At 62.6% G+C, this 19,824-nt stretch carries 21 protein-coding genes; 3 read left to right on the forward strand and 18 right to left on the reverse strand.

From position 1 onward, the window contains the following. Positions 1–177 precede the first annotated feature (177 nt). Positions 178–1,530: a phosphoglucosamine mutase gene (glmM, locus tag NKJ11_RS07970; RefSeq protein ID WP_023811863.1), complete on the reverse strand. Its 1,353-nt coding sequence runs from the start codon at positions 1,528–1,530 to the stop codon at positions 178–180. A gap of 368 nt (positions 1,531–1,898) precedes the next feature. On the opposite strand from glmM, the gene NKJ11_RS07975 reads away from it, so the two are divergent. Both NKJ11_RS07975 and NKJ11_RS07980 read left to right on the forward strand, forming a co-directional pair. Then, complete coding sequence (locus NKJ11_RS07975) at positions 1,899–2,735, forward strand: hypothetical protein (RefSeq protein ID WP_352611403.1); 837 nt, start codon at positions 1,899–1,901, stop codon at positions 2,733–2,735. 241 nt (positions 2,736–2,976) lie between these two features. Next, positions 2,977–3,429 (forward strand): hypothetical protein, encoded by a 453-nt coding sequence (locus NKJ11_RS07980; protein ID WP_023811860.1) that lies wholly within the window; start codon positions 2,977–2,979, stop codon positions 3,427–3,429. 247 nt (positions 3,430–3,676) lie between these two features. On the opposite strand, the gene ftsH is transcribed toward NKJ11_RS07980, so the two are convergent. The 9 genes from ftsH to ybgC form a co-directional block, all read right to left on the reverse strand. Further along, positions 3,677–5,605, reverse strand: a complete 1,929-nt coding sequence (ftsH, locus tag NKJ11_RS07985; protein WP_023811859.1) for an ATP-dependent zinc metalloprotease FtsH — start codon at positions 5,603–5,605, stop codon at positions 3,677–3,679. A gap of 125 nt (positions 5,606–5,730) precedes the next feature. Beyond that, positions 5,731–7,125 carry a tRNA lysidine(34) synthetase TilS gene (gene tilS / locus NKJ11_RS07990; RefSeq protein WP_352611402.1) on the reverse strand — a complete coding sequence of 465 codons (1,395 nt, stop codon included), beginning with the start codon at positions 7,123–7,125 and terminating at the stop codon, positions 5,731–5,733. 57 nt (positions 7,126–7,182) lie between these two features. Further along, a complete protein-coding gene (ybgF, locus tag NKJ11_RS07995; protein WP_128305347.1) occupies positions 7,183–8,277 on the reverse strand; it encodes a tol-pal system protein YbgF in 1,095 nt (364 codons plus the stop codon). A gap of 225 nt (positions 8,278–8,502) precedes the next feature. Next, entirely contained in the window at positions 8,503–9,009 is a 507-nt protein-coding gene (pal, locus tag NKJ11_RS08000) for a peptidoglycan-associated lipoprotein Pal (protein ID WP_013529149.1), read from the reverse strand. 250 nt (positions 9,010–9,259) lie between these two features. Next, entirely contained in the window at positions 9,260–10,543 is a 1,284-nt protein-coding gene (tolB, locus tag NKJ11_RS08005) for a Tol-Pal system beta propeller repeat protein TolB (protein ID WP_502900202.1), read from the reverse strand. Positions 10,544–10,613: 70 nt separating this feature from the next. Continuing rightward, complete coding sequence (gene tolA / locus NKJ11_RS08010; protein ID WP_352440960.1) at positions 10,614–11,771, reverse strand: cell envelope integrity protein TolA; 1,158 nt, start codon at positions 11,769–11,771, stop codon at positions 10,614–10,616. Positions 11,772–11,778: 7 nt separating this feature from the next. Continuing rightward, positions 11,779–12,231, reverse strand: coding sequence for a protein TolR (tolR, locus tag NKJ11_RS08015; RefSeq protein ID WP_023811855.1), 453 nt, complete (start codon positions 12,229–12,231; stop codon positions 11,779–11,781). Between the two features lie 10 nt (positions 12,232–12,241). After that, complete coding sequence (gene tolQ / locus NKJ11_RS08020) at positions 12,242–12,952, reverse strand: protein TolQ (RefSeq protein WP_013529145.1); 711 nt, start codon at positions 12,950–12,952, stop codon at positions 12,242–12,244. A 397-nt stretch (positions 12,953–13,349) separates the two neighbouring features. Next, on the reverse strand, positions 13,350–13,820 hold the full coding sequence (ybgC, locus tag NKJ11_RS08025) for a tol-pal system-associated acyl-CoA thioesterase (protein ID WP_128305344.1): 471 nt from the start codon (positions 13,818–13,820) through the stop codon (positions 13,350–13,352). A gap of 57 nt (positions 13,821–13,877) precedes the next feature. Between ybgC and NKJ11_RS08030 the strand changes: the two genes are divergently transcribed. Then, positions 13,878–15,128 (forward strand): glycoside hydrolase family 5 protein, encoded by a 1,251-nt coding sequence (locus NKJ11_RS08030; RefSeq protein ID WP_128305343.1) that lies wholly within the window; start codon positions 13,878–13,880, stop codon positions 15,126–15,128. Positions 15,129–15,154: 26 nt separating this feature from the next. Here the strand turns inward: NKJ11_RS08030 and ruvB are convergent, their stop codons facing one another. The 8 genes from ruvB to rcdA all read right to left on the reverse strand — a co-directional run bounded on the left by ruvB (position 15,155) and on the right by rcdA (position 19,433). Beyond that, on the reverse strand, positions 15,155–16,192 hold the full coding sequence (gene ruvB / locus NKJ11_RS08035) for a Holliday junction branch migration DNA helicase RuvB (RefSeq protein WP_023811851.1): 1,038 nt from the start codon (positions 16,190–16,192) through the stop codon (positions 15,155–15,157). Further along, positions 16,189–16,593 carry a type II toxin-antitoxin system VapC family toxin gene (locus NKJ11_RS08040; protein ID WP_127296186.1) on the reverse strand — a complete coding sequence of 135 codons (405 nt, stop codon included), beginning with the start codon at positions 16,591–16,593 and terminating at the stop codon, positions 16,189–16,191. Before NKJ11_RS08040 ends, ruvB begins: the two co-directional genes overlap by 4 nt. Then, complete coding sequence (locus NKJ11_RS08045) at positions 16,590–16,874, reverse strand: AbrB/MazE/SpoVT family DNA-binding domain-containing protein (RefSeq protein WP_023811849.1); 285 nt, start codon at positions 16,872–16,874, stop codon at positions 16,590–16,592. The genes NKJ11_RS08040 and NKJ11_RS08045 overlap by 4 nt, the downstream gene beginning before the upstream one ends. A 68-nt stretch (positions 16,875–16,942) precedes the next feature. Continuing rightward, entirely contained in the window at positions 16,943–17,563 is a 621-nt protein-coding gene (ruvA, locus tag NKJ11_RS08050; protein ID WP_352611400.1) for a Holliday junction branch migration protein RuvA, read from the reverse strand. Between the two features lie 27 nt (positions 17,564–17,590). Then, the gene (locus NKJ11_RS08055) at positions 17,591–18,010 is read right to left on the reverse strand and encodes a type II toxin-antitoxin system VapC family toxin (protein ID WP_023811847.1); all 420 of its coding nucleotides are present in this window, start codon (positions 18,008–18,010) and stop codon (positions 17,591–17,593) included. Beyond that, the gene (locus NKJ11_RS08060; protein WP_023811846.1) at positions 17,988–18,257 is read right to left on the reverse strand and encodes an AbrB/MazE/SpoVT family DNA-binding domain-containing protein; all 270 of its coding nucleotides are present in this window, start codon (positions 18,255–18,257) and stop codon (positions 17,988–17,990) included. The genes NKJ11_RS08055 and NKJ11_RS08060 overlap by 23 nt, the downstream gene beginning before the upstream one ends. A gap of 56 nt (positions 18,258–18,313) precedes the next feature. Continuing rightward, positions 18,314–18,823: a crossover junction endodeoxyribonuclease RuvC gene (ruvC, locus tag NKJ11_RS08065; RefSeq protein WP_127296188.1), complete on the reverse strand. Its 510-nt coding sequence runs from the start codon at positions 18,821–18,823 to the stop codon at positions 18,314–18,316. 76 nt (positions 18,824–18,899) lie between these two features. Further along, positions 18,900–19,433, reverse strand: coding sequence for a protease adaptor protein RcdA (gene rcdA / locus NKJ11_RS08070; RefSeq protein WP_023811844.1), 534 nt, complete (start codon positions 19,431–19,433; stop codon positions 18,900–18,902). Between the last annotated feature and the right edge of the window lie 391 nt (positions 19,434–19,824).

Genomic DNA, 19,824 nt, shown 5'->3' on the forward strand with positions numbered 1-19,824 from the left:
CAAAAACACGGGGGCGATCATGCCCCCGTGTCGTCAAAAAGCTACCAGCCAAATATCCTGTCAGAACACTGAAGGTGCCTAAGTGAACTGCATTACGCCGAGGGGCGGGCCTTGGACCGGTTAAGGGAGCGCGGCGCGCCTGGTTGTCCGATCCACGTCCTGCTGGACGCGCTGGGGTCAGGCGGCGCTGCGCGTTTCCGAGATGACTTCAACGATGCCGTTGACGACGGACTCGACCAGCTGCGGGTCGTCGCCTTCGGCCATCACGCGGATCAGCGGTTCTGTCCCTGATGGCCGGATAACCAGCCGTCCGGTCTTGCCGAGGCGGTTACGGGCGTCTTCGATGGCGGCCTTGACCGGCGCCTCCTCGAGCGGCTTGCCGCCGGAAATATGGACGTTCTTCAGAAGCTGCGGCACCGGTTCGAACTTTTTCGACAGTTCGCTGACCGGCCGCCCCTGCCGCTTGATGCAGGCCAGCACCTGCAGCGCCGAGACCAGGCCGTCGCCGGTCGTCGAAAAGTCGGACAGCACGATATGACCTGACTGTTCGCCGCCGACATTCAAGCCATGCGCGCGCATATGCTCGACGACATAACGGTCGCCAACCTTGGTGCGGTGCAATTGCAGCTTCATGCCGCCGAGGAAGCGCTCGAGGCCGAGATTGGACATCACCGTCGAAACGACGCCGCCGCCCGCAAGCCGCCCGCTCTGGTGCCAGGATTCGGCGATCAGCGCCATGATCTGGTCGCCATCGACGATCGCGCCGTTTTCATCGACGATGACGACGCGATCGGCGTCGCCGTCGAGCGCGATGCCGATGTCGGCGCGCACTTCGTGCACCTTCTTTTGCAGGCCGGCCGGATGGGTCGAGCCGCATTCCTTGTTGATGTTGAAGCCGTTGGGCTCGACATTGATGGCGACGACTTCGGCGCCCAGTTCCCACAGCGCCTCGGGCGCCACCTTGTAGGCCGCGCCATTGGCGCAATCGACGACGATCCTCAAGCCCGCGAGCGACATCGAGCGCGGCAAGGTGCGCTTGGCGAATTCGATGTAGCGGTCATGCACGCCATCGACGCGCTTGGCGCGGCCAAGCCCGTCGGAATCGGCGAGCGCCAGTTCGATATCCTTGTCGAGCATGCTCTCGATGCGCTCCTCGATTTCGTCGGAGAGCTTGTAGCCGTCGGGTCCGAACAGCTTGATGCCGTTGTCGTAATAGGGGTTGTGCGAGGCCGAGATCATGACGCCGATATCGGCGCGCAGCGAACGCACCAGCATGGCGACAGCCGGAGTCGGGATCGGGCCGAGCAGGAACACGTCCATGCCGGCGGCACAAAGACCGGCGACCATGGCATTCTCGATCATATAGCCGGAAAGCCTGGTGTCCTTGCCGAGCACGACACGATGACGATGGCTGCCGCGTTGGAAGGAAAGGCCGGCGGCCATGCCGACCCGCATCGCGATTTCCGCAGTCATCGGAAACTTGTTGGCGCGCCCGCGAATGCCGTCCGTGCCGAAATAATTCCCTGCCATGCTAGTCAGCTTCCTCGAAGTTTCTTCCCCGGCACGTCATGCCACAATTGGCCGGCGCGCTATGATCACATTGTGTGATTATACGTTACCAATTCTTAGAAAACCATTGTTGTGCACTGCACACAACGTGGCTGCAACCTGACATGCCCAGACTGCCATGCTGCAATATACAAGTCATTCGAGCCTTTCAGCGCGGATGCATCAGGAAAATCTTGCTCTCAACCAGGCAATGGACAACGATTTCATCACCTTATCGGGAGAAGCCGGTTTTCGGCGATATATACGCCACTTAGCATCTGGCGCAACCGGCCGTTGAGCGTTATTGATTTGCAGGGACGTATCATGGGCTGCTGCAACGGAGAAACGCTATGCTCATCCACCGACTTGCCACTTTGACCGGCCTCGCCGTCGCGACCTTGTTCCTGGCCGCGCCAGCCAACGCACTGACGATGGCCGAGTGCAGCACGAAGTATAACGCCGCCAAGGATGCGGGGACACTCGCCGGAGCGACCTGGAATCAGTTCCGCAAGGCTCAATGCGGCACCGATGCCGCGGCAACCACCGACGCCAAGCCGGCCGATACCAAGAAGGCCGCGGAAACGAAGCCGGCCAAGGCTGCCAAGGCTGCCGCCGCGACGGACGACAGCACAGCCAAGGGCCTGACGGCGAAGGAATGCAGCACGAAATACCAGGCGGCGAAGGCTGCCGGCACGCTGAACGGCATGAAGTGGAACGACTTCCGCAAGTCCGAATGCGTCGCCGGTGCATCCGCCGCTGCCGCCGCCAAGCCGGCAACCACCAAGGCTGCCGCGGCTCCCGCCGACGGCAAGGGTCTGAGCATGGCCGAATGCAGCACCAAGTACCAGGCTGCCAAGACGGCCAACACGCTGAAAGGCATGAAGTGGAACGACTTCCGCAAGACGGAATGCGGCACCAGTGCCTCGGATGACGACACCGTGCCGGCCGCCGACGAGGCGAGCTACACCAAGGAGCCGGCAAAGCCGACCACGGCCGCACCCAAGGGCGTCACTTTCCCGTCCGCGATCTCGGCTAAATATGCCAGCGAGACCCCCGGTAAAGGCCGCATGCACACTTGCCTCGACCAGTACTATGCCCTCAAGGACGCCAATGCGCTTGGCGGCCTGAAGTGGATCCAGAAGGGCGGCGGCTTCTACAGCCTGTGCAACGCCAAGCTCAAGAGCTGATCGCTTAGCCATAGTCTCCAAACAAAGGCCCGCGCATCGCAAGATGCGCGGGCCTTTTTTGTTGCGCGAAGACGCACACTGCCTTGCTCGCATCTGCATGTCGCCGGGCTGCCGGCATCATCAATTCGCCTACACTGCCCACCGCCAAGCTCATCGGTAGTCCGAAAAGATTCTGTTGAACATATAAAGAACAAACCATATACAAAAAGACGTCAAACTTATTATCAACCAGGAGGGTCTTATGCACAGTTTGAAATTGGCGGTATTGGCTGCGACCGCATTTGTCGCTTGGAGCGTCGCCCCCGCAAGCGCACTGACGATGAAGGAATGCGGCGAGACCTATCGAACAGCCAAGGAAGGCGGCACTCTGAACGGCATGGACTGGACGGCTTTTCGCAAGGAGAAGTGCGCGACATCAGCAGCGGACAGTGTCAGCGAGGATACGGTCAAAACCGAGCCGCAGACGAAAAAGGAAACCAGCGCGGCGGTCGCCCCCACTGTAGCGCCCGCGGGCGTGACATTCCCGACCACGCTGGCCGCCGAGTTCAAGACCGAAAAGCCCGCGAAGGCGCGCATGAAGACCTGTCTCCAGGGCTACCATGGCAACAAGGACGCGGGCACGTTGAACGGCCTTCGCTGGATCCAGAAGGGCGGCGGTTATTACAGCCTGTGCAATGCCAAGCTGAAGAGCTGAGCGACAAGACATCTGAAGAAGAGAAGGCCTGCGAACCGCAGGGTTCGCGGGCCTTCTTGTTGCCTTCGAGGGCACGCCAGCGGCGACGTTGCCAATCTCCCCCGCAAGGGGGGAGATTGGCTATCACCTAGGCTTTCGCCAATCGTCATCGTCGCAGATGCGAGGTCGCGGACAACTCCTCCCCAACGCCAAAGACAAAAAACGCCGCGGAGCAAGCCGCGGCGTTCGATGAAATCAGTGGTCAAGCTCAGCTCGATGGCTGCGGTTCCATGCCGCCTTCGGGCTCCGGCCCCTTCTTGCGCCGGCCGCCGGACTTCGGCACGGCAGAGCCACGGCTCGGCGGCGTGTCGTCGCCAAGGTCGCGCGCTGGCTTGTGGCCGGCGATCAACTGCTTGATCTCCTCGCCGGACAGCGTCTCGTATTCCAGCAGGCCCTGCGCCAGCGCGATCCATTCCTTCTTCTTCTTGGTCAGGATGGACTTCGCCGATGAGTAGGCCTCGTCGATCAGGCGGCGTACTTCGGCATCGATGATCTGCGCTGTCTCTTCCGAGACGTTCTGCGTGCGTGCCACCGAATGGCCGAGGAACACTTCTTCCTGGTTGTCGCCATAGGCGACATGGCCGAGCTTGTCGGAAAAGCCCCAGCGCGTGACCATGGCGCGCGCCAGTTTGGTCGCCTGCTCGATATCCGAAGAGGCACCCGAGGTGATGTTTTCCTTGCCGAACTTGAACTCCTCGGCGACACGGCCGCCCATCATGATGGCGAGCCGCGAGATCATGTATTTGTAGCTCATCGAATAACGGTCGCCTTCGGGCAACTGCATGACCATGCCGAGCGCGCGACCGCGTGGGATGATCGTGGCCTTGTGCAGCGGATCGGCCGATGGCACGTTCAGCGCGAGAATGGCGTGGCCTGCCTCGTGGTAGGCGGTCAGCTCCTTCTCGGCCTGCGTCATGGCCGACGAGCGGCGCTCGGCGCCCATCATGATCTTGTCCTTGGCGTCCTCGAATTCGGCCATGGTGACGAGGCGCTTGTTGCGCCGTGCCGCCATCAGCGCGGATTCGTTGACAAGGTTCATCAGGTCGGCGCCGGAAAAGCCCGGCGTACCGCGCGCGATCACCTTGAGATCGACATTGGGCGCCAGCGGCACGTTGCGTACATGCACCTTGAGGATCTTCTCGCGGCCGACGATGTCAGGGTTCGGCACCACGACCTGGCGGTCGAAGCGGCCTGGCCTCAGCAGTGCCGGATCGAGCACGTCGGGCCGGTTGGTGGCAGCGATCAGGATGATGCTTTCGTTGGATTCGAAACCGTCCATCTCGACCAGCAGCTGGTTCAGCGTCTGCTCGCGTTCGTCATTGCCGCCGCCGAGGCCGGCGCCGCGATGACGGCCGACAGCGTCGATTTCGTCGATGAAGATGATGCAGGGCGCGTTCTTCTTGGCCTGGTCGAACATGTCGCGGACGCGGCTTGCACCGACGCCGACGAACATCTCGACGAAGTCGGAACCGGAAATGGTGAAGAACGGCACATTGGCTTCGCCGGCAACCGAGCGCGCAAGCAGCGTCTTGCCGGTTCCCGGAGGGCCGACGAGCAGCACGCCGCGCGGAATCTTGCCGCCGAGCCGCTGGAATTTCTGCGGATCGCGCAGGAACTCGACGATCTCTTCCAGATCTTCCTTGGCTTCGTCGACGCCGGCAACGTCCTGGAAGGTGACGCGGCCATGCGCTTCGGTGAGCAGCTTGGCCTTCGACTTGCCGAAGCCCATGGCGCGACCGGAGCCGGACTGCATCTGGCGCATGAAGAATATCCAGACGCCGAGGATGAGGATCATCGGCAGCCACGAGATCAGATAGCCGAACAGCGAATTGGAACCGTCTGTTTCAGGCCGCGCATTGATGGTGACGTTCTTGTCCTGCAGCCGCGAGACCAGCGAAGGATCGCCGGGCGAATAGGTCTGGAAGCCGCTGGCATTGTCGGTGTAGGTGCCGCTGATACGGGCGCCCGCGATGGTCACCGTCTTGACCCGGCCCGCCGCGACATCCTGCAGGAACTGCGAATAAGGCACATCGCTGGAGGCCCCTCGCGTCTGCGGCGTCTGGAACAGATTGAACAGGGCTATGAGCAGGACCGCTATGATCGCCCAGAGCGCGAGGTTGCGATAGTTCGGATTCATCAATTGTCCCGTTGGCGTCCGCGGGGCGGACACGCGTCATGAGAGGAAACTTGCGCCTAACATAGGGAGAGCGTCCCCCCTTGCCAAGCAGAACAGCACGTCTGGGTTAAGCTTTCGCGCAACCATCAGCCGGCACTGTGGCCGCTGAAAGGCAAGGGCGGCACCGGGGCCGCGCCAATCAGCCCGGCGACGGCCTGCGCCGGCGCCAGGTCGAAGGACGGCAGGAAGCGGGCAAAGGGGGTAACGACCGGCCGCACTTCCATCATCGCCGACTTCAGCCCATATCCAGGCAAACCAAGGCATTCCCCGGCGTGCCACAACGCCGGTTCGGCCGCGAGCGCGGCGCGCATCAGGCTCGGCGGGGCTTTTCCTTGGCCCGTCGCCAGCCGCTTCGCCGCTGCCGTGCCTAACGGGGCAATCAACAATGCGCTGCTGCTGTCGCTCAATGTGATGCGCCGGCGGCCATCCCACAGGGTGCTGCCGGTGGCGGTTGCGGCGGCGGGCAGGCCGCGCGCCTCGCGGCGCAGGAAGATGCCGGAGCGCCGGGAATCGACAACCGTCCGCGACAATGTGGCGCAAAGAAATCCAGCCCTCAGCCGACCGAACAGAGCCTCGCTGCGGGCCTGATCCGGCAGGAAGGCAATTCCGCCGGTCATGGCCAGCAGGATACGCAACGCATAGACGGCCGCTCGCTCGTCACCTGTGTTCAGCAAAAGCGGATCAAGACGAATGAGCCCGCAGGACAGCCGGGTCGCGAAATCGCCGATCAAACTTGCGGCGGCGAGGCCGAGTTGACTGCGCGCGCGGCCCTCATGCGCGGCCAACGCCAGTGCATCGCCGATGCGCTGTGCACCGTTGCCGTCGGCAAGGGCTGCCCGCATGCGCGGCCGCTCGAAAGCCTCGTCGGCATTGGTCGGGTCGTCGGCCCAGCCGACATTCTCACGCCGCAGGACATCTCGCAGCGCCGCGCGCCGCAACCCGAGAAGCGGCCGCACGATCCACGCGCGAGAGTCATACAGGGTGGCCGGCGCCATGCCGGCAAGTCCCCGGCCTGCCATTTCGGCATGGCCTTGGCCCTCGTCCCGCGCCAATCCTTCTGCGCGCGCTTGCCGCATCAACACCGTCTCCGCCTGGTCATCGGCGGTATGGCCGGTGAGGATCATGCCGACGCCTTCGGCTTGTGCCGCTTCGGACAACAGCCGGTAGCGCGCCTCGCGAGCGGCGGCGGGCAGGCCGGTCGATGGCTTGGGGCCCGACCATGTCAGGATGCGGTGTGAAATTCCGAGTCTGGCGCACAGCTTCGCCACTGCTTGCGCTTCCGCAGCCGAACCGGACCGCAAACCGTGGTCGATCGTCACCGCCAGCAGCTTGGTTGCCGGCGCCGTACGGTCGAGATGGTGTCTGAGAAGAAGGAGCAGGGCGGTCGAGTCGCTGCCGCCGGACACGGCCGCAACAGCGCCGCTGGTAAAATCGATATGCGAAAAAGGGTTAGACGAAAGGTCCGGCTCGGTGTCGAGCATAATGCATGTCGCCCAAAAGTGATCCCGGTTTCAGGACAACGACATGTAGGACAAGGATCAGCAGGCAGCCAGAGCCTTCTCTTGCTTGACGCGTTCCTTGAGCGCACTGGAAATATCAGGGTAGCGCTTGCCGACCTCGCTGAAGGTGGCACAGGCAACATCATGCTGCTTGAGGCCGACCAGCGACACGCCGAGCTTCAGCAACATGTCGGGAGCTTTCTTGGCCTTGGGGTAGTCCTTGCTGGCGGCAAGGAAAGTCTCGGCCGCATCGCGGTATTTCTGCTGGCCGAGCAATGACTCGCCCAGCCAGTAATGCGCGTCCGCCGCCTTCGCATCCCTGGGGAAGCGGGCGATGTGGTCGCGAAAACCCTGCTCGGCGGTGCCGTAGTCGCCCGAGAGGATGAACTGGTATGAGTTGCGGTAAAGCTCCTCCGGGTTGTTGGTGGCGGGCAACGCCGCGACTACCGTGTCGGACTTGCCGGCCTTGGGCGCCGCCCCGGCGACTGGCGCGGTGTCCTGCGCCGGCGCGGTCGATTGTGTGTTGCCGCCGGCATCGATGACATTGCCATTCTTGTCGACGGTGATGGTGCCGAAATTCTTTTCCGGCGCTCCCGTACCGGGAATGACCTTGCCGGGGTCGCCATCGGGAGATTCGACGATGACGTCCTCGACCGTCTTGCCGCCTGCCGACTGGTCGTTGGCGGGCGCGGCGCCGGCATCGGCCGGCGCCCGTATTGCCGGGGCCGCCGCCACGTCGTTGTCGGGGCCGGTGGTGGCGTCCGATTTCTTCTGCGCCGGCGGCTGCCCGCCTTGCGTGCCGCCACCTTCCAGCTGCTGGAAGCGGAATTCATTATCTTCCTGCTGCTTGCGAATCTGCTCCTGCATCTGCAGGACCTGGAAATTGAGTTCCTCGATCTTGCCGTTCATCTGCCGCAGTTGCTCTTCCAGGCTGGTGACAGCGGCAGGATCGGACTGCACCAGCTGAACCTGGTCCGGTTTCTTCTTTTGACCAAAAAACCCCGGCAATTCGATACTGGGAAGATGGAAGGTAAAGCCGCTGTCGGTTGATTGCCCTGTGCCACTAGCCAAGGCGGTGACGCCTGATAGGAGCAGCAGCGCAAGCGTGCCGCTCAGAACCGATCTCAAATGCATGTGCCTCTCGCAGTGATTTCGTTAGCTTGTTCGCGCCTTCCAATCAGAATGGGACCAGCCAAGCGCCCTCGGCTCATAGCAGGAGCCGAGACTTCGGCCAAATTTTGTTTCGAGCATCCGGATATGAAAAAGGCGGCCCCAGGGCCGCCTTTCGCGCAGGTATGTTGCATTTTTACCGCTAGACGGCCGCGCGTTCTTTGACGCGCCGGTCGGCTGCGTGATGCCTCAGGAGCCAGCACCGCTGAGCGTGGTGACCGCGCGGCGATTCTGCGACCAGCAGGAGATGTCGTCGCAAACCGCGACCGGACGTTCCTTGCCGTAGGAAATGGTCTTGAGACGGCTGGCCGAGACGCCCTTGGCAACGAGGAAGTCGCGGGTGGCGGCGGCGCGGCGGGCGCCGAGCGCCAGATTGTATTCGCGCGTTCCGCGTTCGTCGGCATGACCTTCGACGACGATGGCATACTGCTTGTACTGGTTCAGCCACTGCGCCTGGCGCGAGAGCGTCGTCTGCGCGTCGGCACGGATCGAGGTCGAGTCGGTGTCGAAGAAGATACGGTCGCCGATGTTGACGGTGAAGTCCTGCGCCGAGCCGGGCGTCGCCGCGCCGGCGCCGTTGAGGCCAAGATCGGCCGCGTTGTTCGGCGTCTTCTTCGAGGCGCAACCTGCGATGGCGAGCATCGCCACCAGCGCGATCATGACCGGGTTTCTGGTAAGTGCTGCGATACGGCCCATGCCGCCTCTCCTTCGTATTTCGAGTGATCTACTTTGAGTGATTTCGTTGATCACCCAGTAACCACGTTTGGGTTAACCGGCATTCAAGAAACACGGTTAAATTTTGGTTTAAGCTGCCCGTCCGCAGCCGTTTCGGCCTGAAGCCACAGTTCACGCGGACCCTAGGCGTAAATACGGCCAAAAGGCGGCCAAGGCATGGAAAAGGGGCCGAAACGGCCCCTTTTCAGCATGTGTGGCAATTCAGCCGAACCTATTCGAGCAGCGGCGACCAGGCCGGGTCCGAAGCGAAATTCGCCGTTGGGATCGATTGCTCGTTGCGTCCGGTCAGATCGACCGAAACCAGTTTGGGGCCACCGGCGGAATCGCGGAAGAACATCAGCACGCGGCCGTTCGGCGCCCAGGTCGGTCCCTCCTGCTGGAAGCCGGAGGACAGGATGCGCTCTCCCGAGCCGTCGGTCTTCATGACGCCGATCTGGAATTCGCCGCCGGTCTGCTTGGTGAAGGCAATCAGGTCGCCGCGCGGCGACCAGACCGGTGTCGAATAGACGCCGTCGCCAAAGGAGATGCGGGTCTGGCCCGAGCCGTCGGCGCCCATCGCGTAGATCTGCGCACGGCCGCCACGGTCGGAGGTGAACACCACCTTGCTACCATCGGGCGAATAGGACGGCGAGGTGTCGATGGCGGTCGAGTTGGTCAGCCTCGTTGTCGAGCGGCTGCGCAGATCCATAGCGAAGATGTTGGAATTGCCGTCGTCGCGCAGCAGGCTCATGATCACCTTCTGGCCGTCGGGCGAAAAGCGCGGCGCAAAGGTCATGCCGGGGAAATTGCCGACCAGTTCGCGCTGCCCCGTTTCGATCTGCAGCAGGTAGACCCGCGGCTGACCGCTTTCATAGGACATGTAGGTGATTTCCTGCCGGTTCGGCGAGAAACGCGGCGTCAGCACGATCGACCTGCCGTCCGAGAGATAGCGCACATTGGCGCCGTCCTGGTCCATGATGGCAAGGCGCTTCTTGCGCGCGTTCTTGGCGCCGGATTCGTCGATGAAGACGACGCGGGTGTCGAAATAGCCTTTTTCGCCGGTCAGCCGCTCATAGATGGCGTCGGCGATGATGTGGGCGACACGGCGCTGATTGGCGTCGTTGGCGAAGAACTGCTCGCCGGCCATCTGCTGGCCCGCAAAAGTATCCCACAACCGGTACTGGGCGCGGATGCGGCCGTCGGCTTCCTTGCTGACGCTGCCGGTGACCAGCGCCTGCGCGTTGATCACCTTCCAGTCGTCGAAGCGCGGTGCTGCATCGGGGTTGGTGATCTTCTCGATAAAGGCGCTTTTGTCGATCGGAGCGAACAGACCCGAACGCTTCAAATCGGCGGTGACGATCTGCGAAATCTGCGCCCCAAGCGCGTCGCCGCCCTGGAAATCCGTGATGGCGATCGGCAGCGGCTCGACATTGCCCTTGTTGACGTTGAGCTCGACGAGCGCCAGCGCCGGCAACGTGCCTGCCGCGGTCATGCCCATCGCCATTGCTGCGACCATCAGGAGCGGCTTGAGGATTGATTTCATGTCTTCTCGCTTCTCGTACTGATTTTCGGATACGCGGGCCGCCTTAGAGGCCCAGCATCTCCCTTGGATCGAAGGTGACGCGGACGTCGGCCCAGATGTCCTGCTTGCCGGCGGGAACTTGCAGGCCGGTGACATCGCATTTTTGCACCGCACGAACGGCACTTTCGTCGAACTGGCGATTTCCGCTCGACTTTTCGACCGCCGGGCGCCCGTCCAGCTTGCCGGAACCATCCAGGTTGAACCGCACCACGACGACGAAGTTCTCGGAACCTTCCAGGCCCGCGGGAAGGGTCCAGCAGCCGCCAAGCTGGCTTTCCAGGGCGCCCATTTCGGACCTGGAAAGCTTCTGGCCCTGATCCTTGTCGCCGCCGAGCGATGCCTGCTGGGTCGAGCGCTTGGCGCCGCCGCCGGATGGCTTCTGCTTGTCGAGCAGCGCGGAGATCTCGTCGGCGTTGAATTGCTTGTCATCGGACTTCGGCTTCGACGACGCTTCCTTGACCGGCTTGTCGGCGTTCTTGCGCTCCGGCGCCTTGGCGCTTTCGGCCTGCGCCGGCTGCGGCTTCGGCCGTGCCTCCGGCGCGGGCGCCGAGTCGGGCAGCTGCGTCGCCTCGGCGGGGGGCTCCTGCGCTATGGCTTCGGCGACGGCGTCGGGCTTGACCTCGGGCGTCGGATCGATGGCGGCGGTCTTGTCCTGCGGCGGCGGGGTTGGCGCCGGCTTGGCCGGTGTCGGCTTGGGGTCGGGCTGCTTGACCGGCTCGGGCTTGACCTCTTCCTTGGGCGTCGGCGCCGGCGCCACTTCCGTCGCCGGGGTGGGCTTGGGCTTCTCCTGCGGCTTCGGCACGTCCTCGGGCTTCGGCTTTTCGATCGGGGTCGGCGCGGGCGGCGGAGCCGAGGTCATGTCGACGGGCTTGGGCTTGGCTTCCGGCGTTATCGGCTTGTCCGTGTCGACGCTGTTCTCGCCCACCTTCTGCGCATCCGGAACGATGTCCGGGCGCTGCGTCGGCACGGGTGCCGGCTTTTCATGCATCACGGCCTTCTTGTCGCCCTGCAACGTCTGCGCGATGGCTTCCATCGGCACGATATCGACCGCGACCGACTCGACGTCGGACGACGGAAGCGCGGCCGGCGCCGTCAGCGTGAACAGGCCGAAGGTCAGCGCCGCCGTATGCAAGATCACCGATGTGGTGAGGCCGGTCTTCATCGCGCGTCTATTGGTCCTGTTCCTGCAGTGAAACCAGCCCGATGTTCTTGTAGCCAGCGGCCGAAATGCGGGCCATCACCTTCATCGCCGTGCCATAGTCGGTGGACTTGTCGCCGCGGATGAAGATGCGCTCCTCATAGCCGGTCTTCGAGATCGCCTGCAGCTTGGCTACCAGCTCCTCGATCGGGATCTCGGTTTCCTGGAGATAGATCTGGCCGGCGGCGTTGATCGAGACGGTGATCGGCTGCGTGTCGGCATTCATCGCCTTGGCCTGCGTATCCGGCAGGTCGATCGGCACGCCGACCGTCAGCATTGGTGCGGCGACCATGAAGATGATCAGCAGCACCAGCATCACGTCGACCATCGGCGTGACGTTGATCTCGGACATCAGTGCATGGTGACGGCCGCGCCGCCTGTGGCCGCGTCCGCCGCGTCCTCCCATGCCCATGGACATACCCATCTGCTACTCCTCAGGCCTTGGGGGCCACTTTTTCATCGATTTGGCGCGAGAGTATGGCGGAGAACTCGTCGGAGAACCCTTCCATGCGCACGGCTATCTTGCTCGCGTCGGACGACAGCTTGTTGTAGGCGATGACGGCCGGAATGGCGGCGAGCAGGCCGATGGCCGTCGCCAGCAACGCTTCGGCAATGCCGGGCGCAACCACCGCGAGACTGGTGTTCTTGGAGCCGGCGATCGCCTGGAACGAGGTCATGATGCCGATGACGGTGCCGAACAGGCCGATAAAGGGTGCCGCCGAGCCGGTGGTGGCAAGGAAACCGAGGCGCCCTTCCAGCTTTTCCATCTCGCGAGTCAGCGCCAGGTCCATTGCCTTGTCGATGCGGGTCTGCAGGCCGAGCGGCGACTTGGCGCCCTTCTCGAAACTCTTCTTCCACTCGCGCATGGCGGCGACGAAAATGGCGCCCATGCCGGTGGTCTTGCGGTCGGCGAGCGTGCGGTAAAGCTCCTCCAGCGACTGCCCCGACCAGAACACCTGTTCGAACCGGTTGAGCGCCAGCCGCATGCGGGCATAGGAAACCAGCTTGTCGACGATGATCGCCCAGGTCCAGACCGAGGCGCAGAGCAGGCCGATCATGACCAGCTTGACCACCCAACTGGCCGAAACGAACAGCGACCAAACCGACAATTGCGCGCCCGGATCGGCGAGTGCGATATTTTCCATCGTTACGTCCTTAAGATTTTCCGGGCGAAGCTGGCGGCTGGCCCCTGGCATCCCTTGTGGTCGGTTCGCACGAAGCTACCGGAACAACCCCAAACTGTGCCGTTATCGGCCTTTTCGGGGCAAATATTGGTGAAAGGAAGGCGTTCGATAACGCCAATCTTCGCCAATCTCTTCATGAACCGTTATGGTTAAGGATGGGTTAGTATATAAGGCGCGGCGCATTGCCACGCCCCGCGGCAAGGCCATCAATTCAATGGCTGCGCCTAGGGTGTGCTGAGATTCAGGTCAGGCCGAGCCGAAAACGGTAGATTCCGAGAACCGGAGCGGAGCGTACTTTTCGTACGCGAGCACCGGAAGCGCAGGAAGCTGCTGTTTGCAGGCCGGCATCACCTGAATATCAGCGCACCCTCGGCATGAACGCCGCCACCCATTCCTTGGGAAAACGCCTTGGGCGGCCATTCTCGCCGATGATCGCCGCCTCGACCTTGGCCTTGACCAGCACCTCGTCGCTGCGCTTGAGCTGCTGCGCCATGAAGATGCGCGCGCCGGAAATCTCCTCGGTGCGGGTGTCGACCGTCAGGATGTCGTCAATGCGGGCGGGGCCGCGAAAGTCGATCTCCATGCGGCGCACCACCCAGACTATTCTTTCGCCATGCTTGCCGTCGGCAAGCTCGGTGTGGTGCACGCCGGTCAGCCGGAGATAGTCGGAGCGGCCGCGTTCGAAGAATTCGAGATAGCGCGCATGGTAGACGACGCCGGAGAAATCCGTGTCGGCATAATAGACCCGCGCCATCAGCCGGTGGCCGAACGCCGTCAGCGCACCGGAAAGCCCAGCCAGCAGCGTCGCCGATTCACCATGATCGCCCATTGCGCTTCCTTTTTCAGCCCCGACGAGGCACCTGTTTCCCGCGTGGCACAGCATCGGATGGCACTGTTGACGGAGATGATCAAGACCTTGATGGCGGCGCTGCTTGTGCTCGCGGCCTTGGCGTGGCCCAGCCAGGCGGCGAGCTTTTCGATGAAGCGCGGCCTCAATCTCGACCAATGGGTCACATGGCCCGGCGAAGACCAATGGGGCGACGCCAAGGCCATCCTGCCCTATCCGGAGTGGCGCAAATTCCTTGGGGAGAACGATCTCAAGGCACTGAAGGATGCCGGCCTCGATTTCCTGCGCATGCCGGTCGACCCTTCGCCTTTCCTGTCCGACCAGACCGTGGCCTTGCGTGACGACCTCTATGCCAGCGTGCTGGACTCCGTGCGCATGATCAACCGCGCCGGACTGAAAGTCGTCGTCGACATGCACCTGATCCCGGCCGGCGGCAGCCGCAAGATCGGCATGGCGCAAGTGATGGAAGACCCGCGGACCTTCGACGCCTATCTCGAGATGGTGCGCAAGATGGCCCGCACGCTGGCCGGCGAAGATCCCAGACAAGTGGCTCTCGAGCCGATGAACGAACCGATCGTCGACTGCGACAGCGACGGCACCAGCCTGTGGCCGGACCGCCAGCGCAAACTGTTCGCGGCAGCGCGATCCTCGGCCACCAAGCTAACCTTGATCCTGACTGGTGCCTGCTATTCCGCTGCGAACTCGCTGGAAAAGATCGACCCGAAAACAATACCGGACGACAACGTCATCTGGACCTTCCATTCCTACGATCCGTTCCTGCTCACCCATCAGGGCGCAACCTGGGCCGGCGACTTCATCCCCTATGTGACTGGCCTGCCCTATCCGCTGAGCGCGGTGCCCAAGGCACAGCTCGACGTGACGCTCGACACCATCCGCGCCAGGATCAAGGCCGAGGCGCCATGGACGCGGCAGAGCGGCCTGCTTGCCTATCTCGACGAACAGGTCGCCAGCATGGACAGCCCCGACAAACTGCTCGGCTTGATGGATGCGCCGTTCAAAAAGGTCGAGGCATGGGCGAAGGCCAACCGCGTCAAGCCGGAAGACATCACGCTGGGCGAGTTCGGCATGATCCGCCAGGAATACGGCAATGCCTATGTGATGCCGGCCGAGTTCCGGGCCGCCTATGTCAAGGACATGATCGCGCGCGCCGAAGCGCATGGCTTCTCATGGTCGGTGTGGAGCTATGGCGGCGCCTTCGGCATCGTCGACGCCTTCAACGGCGACAAGGCCGAGCCGGATGTAATGGACGTGATCCGTGGGCTGCGTTGATCGCTCACGGACGGCGCGCCGGAAAATTACTCTTCCTGGAACAGGTTGATCTGCTGCTGCGCCAGATCCTTCGGCGCGTCGAGGCCGAGATGGCGCCAGGCATTGGCCGTCAGCATGCGGCCGCGCGGCGTGCGCTGGATGAAGCCCTGCTGGATCAGATAAGGCTCGATGATGTCTTCGATGGCGTCGCGCGGCTCTGACAGGCCGGCGGCGATCGTCTCGATGCCGACCGGCCCGCCGCCGAAATTGCGCGCGATCATGCTGAGGTACCGCCGGTCGAGCGCGTCGAGGCCGAGCGCATCGACCTCCAGCCGAGTGAGCGCCTCGTCGGCGATCTTGCGGTCGACATGGCCGTCGCCGGCCACCGAGGCGAAATCGCGCACACGGCGCAAGAGCCGGCCGGCGATGCGTGGCGTGCCGCGCGCACGCCGCGCGATCTCCAGCGCACCGTCGTCGCCAAGCGGCATTTGCAGGATGCGCGCGCCGCGCCGCACGATCTGCTCCAGCTCCTCGACCGTGTAGAAATTGAGCCGTACCGGAATGCCGAAACGGTCGCGCAGCGGATTGGTGAGCAGGCCGAGCCGCGTGGTGGCGGCGACGAGCGTGAAGCGGGCAAGGTCGATCTTGACCGAACGCGCCGCCGGTCCTTCGCCGATGATCAGGTCGAGCTGGAAATCCTCCATCGCCGGATAGAGGATCTCCTCCACCGCCGGGCTCAGCCGATGGATCTCGTCGATGAACAGCACGTCGCCTTCCTCGAGATTGGTCAGCAGCGCGGCAAGATCGCCGGCCTTGGCGATGACCGGGCCGGAGGTCGAGCGGAAATTGACGCCGAGCTCACGCGCCATGATCTGCGCCAGCGTCGTCTTGCCCAGACCGGGTGGCCCGACGAACAGTACGTGGTCGAGTGCCTCGTTGCGGCCTTTGGCGGCCTCGATGAACACTTTGAGATTGGCCCGCACCGCCGCCTGGCCGACAAAATCGTCGAGCGTCTGCGGCCGCAAGGTCTGCTCGGCATCCTCGCCGCGTTTTTCCGGCGCAATCAGGCGGGGCGACAGGCTCATGCGAGCAGTTCCATACTGGCAATGGACTTGGCGGCCCGCTGATCGAACGTGACTGTATGCGAGCAACCCAGATTTCGATTGTGCTCGGCGATCAGCGCATCGGCAAAATCTACCTGCGGCAAATTTGATCTTTCGAGCGCAATCACGATGGCATCGAAATCTTCGAACAACAGTGTCTTGACCTTCAACAGTCTCTGGATTGCCGCCTGCATCTGCTCTTTCGGTAGTCTGTAGCGCGAAATCAACGACCAGCTGAATTCCACCAGCACGATCAAGCTGACGAAGCCGGGAGCATCGTCGCTGAGGCCTTCGCCGAATGCGAGGGCTTTCGCCCGTTGCTCTGCATCGTCGTTCAGCACCATTCGAAGCAGAACGTTCGTATCAATGCCGATCGACGTCACTCGTCGCCCTCTCGTCCGCCTTGCGATCCGTCTCCGACAACATGCCTACCAACTGCATCCCGCACCGCGAGGTCGATTTCCTCCAGTGACGCCGGACCGCCGGGCGGATCGCCCAGAAATCCGGCGAGGTCCGCAAAGTCGAGATTGCGCGGTGTTCCAATCAGGTAGCCATCCATGACCGTCCAGGCGATCATGTCACCCGTTTTGAGTGACAGCGCATCCCGGACATCTTTTGGAATTGTAAGCTGACCCTTCGAGGTCAGACTGGCGTAAGCACCCATTTTCTTACTTTCTAAGAAATTTCCTACCAATCATATGATAGTTGGAATTTTCTTTTCCAACAACCATATCACTGCGCCAGTTCCTTCAGCCCGAAGCGGATCAGCTTCGGCGCATCGGCATCCTCGCCCGCCGTCTTCAGCGCCGCCGCCACAGCATTGGCGGCGGTGTCGCGCGAATAGCCAAGATTGACCAGCGCCGAGACCGCGTCGGTTATCGGCGCGGATGCCACGCCGTCGCCGAGCTCTTGTTTCAGGCCGATGGTGCCCGAGGCGGTGCCGGCATAGGCCGGCGCCTTGTTCTTCAATTCGGTGACGATGCGCTCGGCCACTTTCTTGCCGACGCCGGGCGCGCGCGAAACCATGGCGATGTCGCGCAGCGCAATGGCGTTGGCGAGATCCGCCGGCGCCAGCGTCGACAGGATGGCCAGCGCCACCTTGGCGCCGACGCCCGGCACATTGTTCATCAGCAACCGGAACCACTCGCGCTCGAGCTGCGACTGGAAGCCGTAGAGGCGCAGCATGTCCTCGCGCACATAGGTCTCGATGAACAGCACCACCGCTTCGCCGGGCGAAGGCAGCGCGGCCAGCGTGCGCGCCGAGCAATAGGCGGCATAGCCGACGCCATGGATATCGACGAGACAATGGTCCTCGTCGACCTCGTCGAGCGTGCCCTTGAGCTTGCCGATCATGCCAGACCTTTCATGGAAGATGGGCTCTCATGGGTGCGTCTCAGGAGAGATGATGTCGAGCTCCGGGAAGTAACTGCGGTAACGCGCGGCGTCGCGGGTCAAAAGACGATGTCCAGCGACGGTCGCGTGAGCGCCGATAAAGAAATCGGGCAAGGTTCTTTCCCTGATGCCACCGGCCCGGCGATAGCGGGAATGCGTGACGCCGGCAAGGAATGCCGCGTCCCAAGGTACAAGTTCGCGATCCATCTCAAGCATGTCGACTGCTTTTCGAAGCGCCGTTTCCGTCGCTATCAGTGGCGCGAGTTCGGACCAAATGATGGTGTTGACCACCAAGGCTCCATCACGGCGGCAGGAAGCAATCGCCGACGCCGACCATGTTGTCAGCGGTCCGGCCGGTCCCCAGACGTCGATCAGGACATTTGTGTCAATCAACGTCGAGATCTTCACGCGGCCCCCTCAACCACTCCATGTACTGATCGGTGGTCATGCCTCCCAGATCCAACGTCCCCTCCATCCGGTCGAGGACATCGCTGAACCTGCGCAATTTGTCTTCCTGGGAGAGGTTCTCGTTGACGGCAACCAGCCGAACGCCCTCGTCGGTGGCCACAAACTCCACCTCGGAGCCCGGGGCGATGCCCAGACGGTCCCTTATCGGCTTGGGGATTGTAACTTGCCCCTTGGTGGTCACGCGCATGGTAATACCTCTGCGGTATTACTTATCCCTGCAACGTGAACAAGTCAAGAACATAGCTAGCCGGCCAGCGCCATCCTGTAGGCCACGCTTTGCCGATGATGCGCGTGGCAGATGGCGATGGCCAGCGCGTCGGCGGCATGTTCGGTGTCGAAGACGGCTTTTGGCAACAGCACCTTCACCATCATGTGGATCTGCTTCTTGTCGCCATGACCAACGCCGATCACCGCCTTCTTGACGGCGTTGGGCGCATATTCGGCAACGACGAGACCGGCACGCGCCGGCACCAGCATGGCGATGCCACGTGCCTGGCCGAGCTTCAGCGTCGCCACGGCGTCCTTGTTGACGAAGGTCTGTTCGACCGCCGCCTCGTGCGGCATCGCGCTGTGCAGGATATCCGCCAGCCCGTCATGCAGCTGGCACAGCCGCGTTGCCAGCGCCGCCTTGTCGTCGGACTTCACAGTGCCTGAAGCAATAAAGCGCAGCGAATTGCCGAGGCTTTCGACGATGCCCCAGCCGGTGCGCCGAAGCCCCGGATCGATACCGATGATGCGAATCGCTTCCGCCATTTGCCGACTTTACCTCCGGCCCACAGCGATGCCAGCGAAATGTGAACAAACCGGAAACAGAAAGACAGACCGAGGTCTAACCCCGAGCGAAAGCCGTGTTGAGCAGGCTGATCTGGTCGGAAACCGGATTGAGGCGGCGCGCCATCGGTTGCATGTCGACCAAGGCGCCCGAGCCATAGATCTCCTCGTCCATGCGGCGCACCAGTGCTTGCAGGCGCAGCGAGCGGGTGACGAGGTCGAGGAAATCCTCGGGCAGCTCGGCCCAGCCGGTGGCTTCGTCATGGGCGGAAGCGGTGTCGAGGCGCACCTTGGACTTTTCCGACGCGACCTGGTCGCGGGTCATCTCGCCGGAATTGGCGGCGCGCTGCAAAAGCAGCCAGGACGCAACCTGCATCAGCCTGGTGGTCAGCCGCATCGATTCGGCCGCATAGAGCGTGGCGCCCAGCCGCGACAGTTTCTTTGCCTCGGCCCGGCCCTTGCCGTCGAGATATTCGGCGGCCTGTTCGACCAGGCCCATGCCTTCCTGGTAAAGCGGCTTGAAGGATTGCGAGAAAACCCGGCGCTCCGCCAGCTTGACGGTTTTCGCACTGCCCTTCGAAGGCTCGTTCATTGATACGCCCCTGCACTTGCAACCGGCCGATTCGGCTCCCTGCCGATACACCCGGAACCCTATCTGACTGAAGCTTGAAAATGCGCTTCGTCACTGGCGAAGGCAAGCACATGTTTAACAGAAGGTTAACGGCGAGCCGCCATTGGGCGGCCCCCGCCGAGATGCGGACAAAAAGGGAAATGAAGACAAAAAAAGAGCCGCGGATAAGGCGGCTCTCAGGAGTTTAACAGGGAGGCGTCAAACAAAGTGGCTCCAACCACTCGGTAAGAATCCAGATCACTGGATGAACATAGTAAACACCTGTAAAGCTTAATGAAGCCTTAACGGCGCGGATGTTTTTTGACCGAACGCCGCCATACTGTGCCGTAACAGCACAGCATCTCCTACGTCA

The sequence above is a fragment of the Mesorhizobium sp. M0243 genome (assembly GCF_040321775.1).
Classification (GTDB): domain Bacteria; phylum Pseudomonadota; class Alphaproteobacteria; order Rhizobiales; family Rhizobiaceae; genus Mesorhizobium.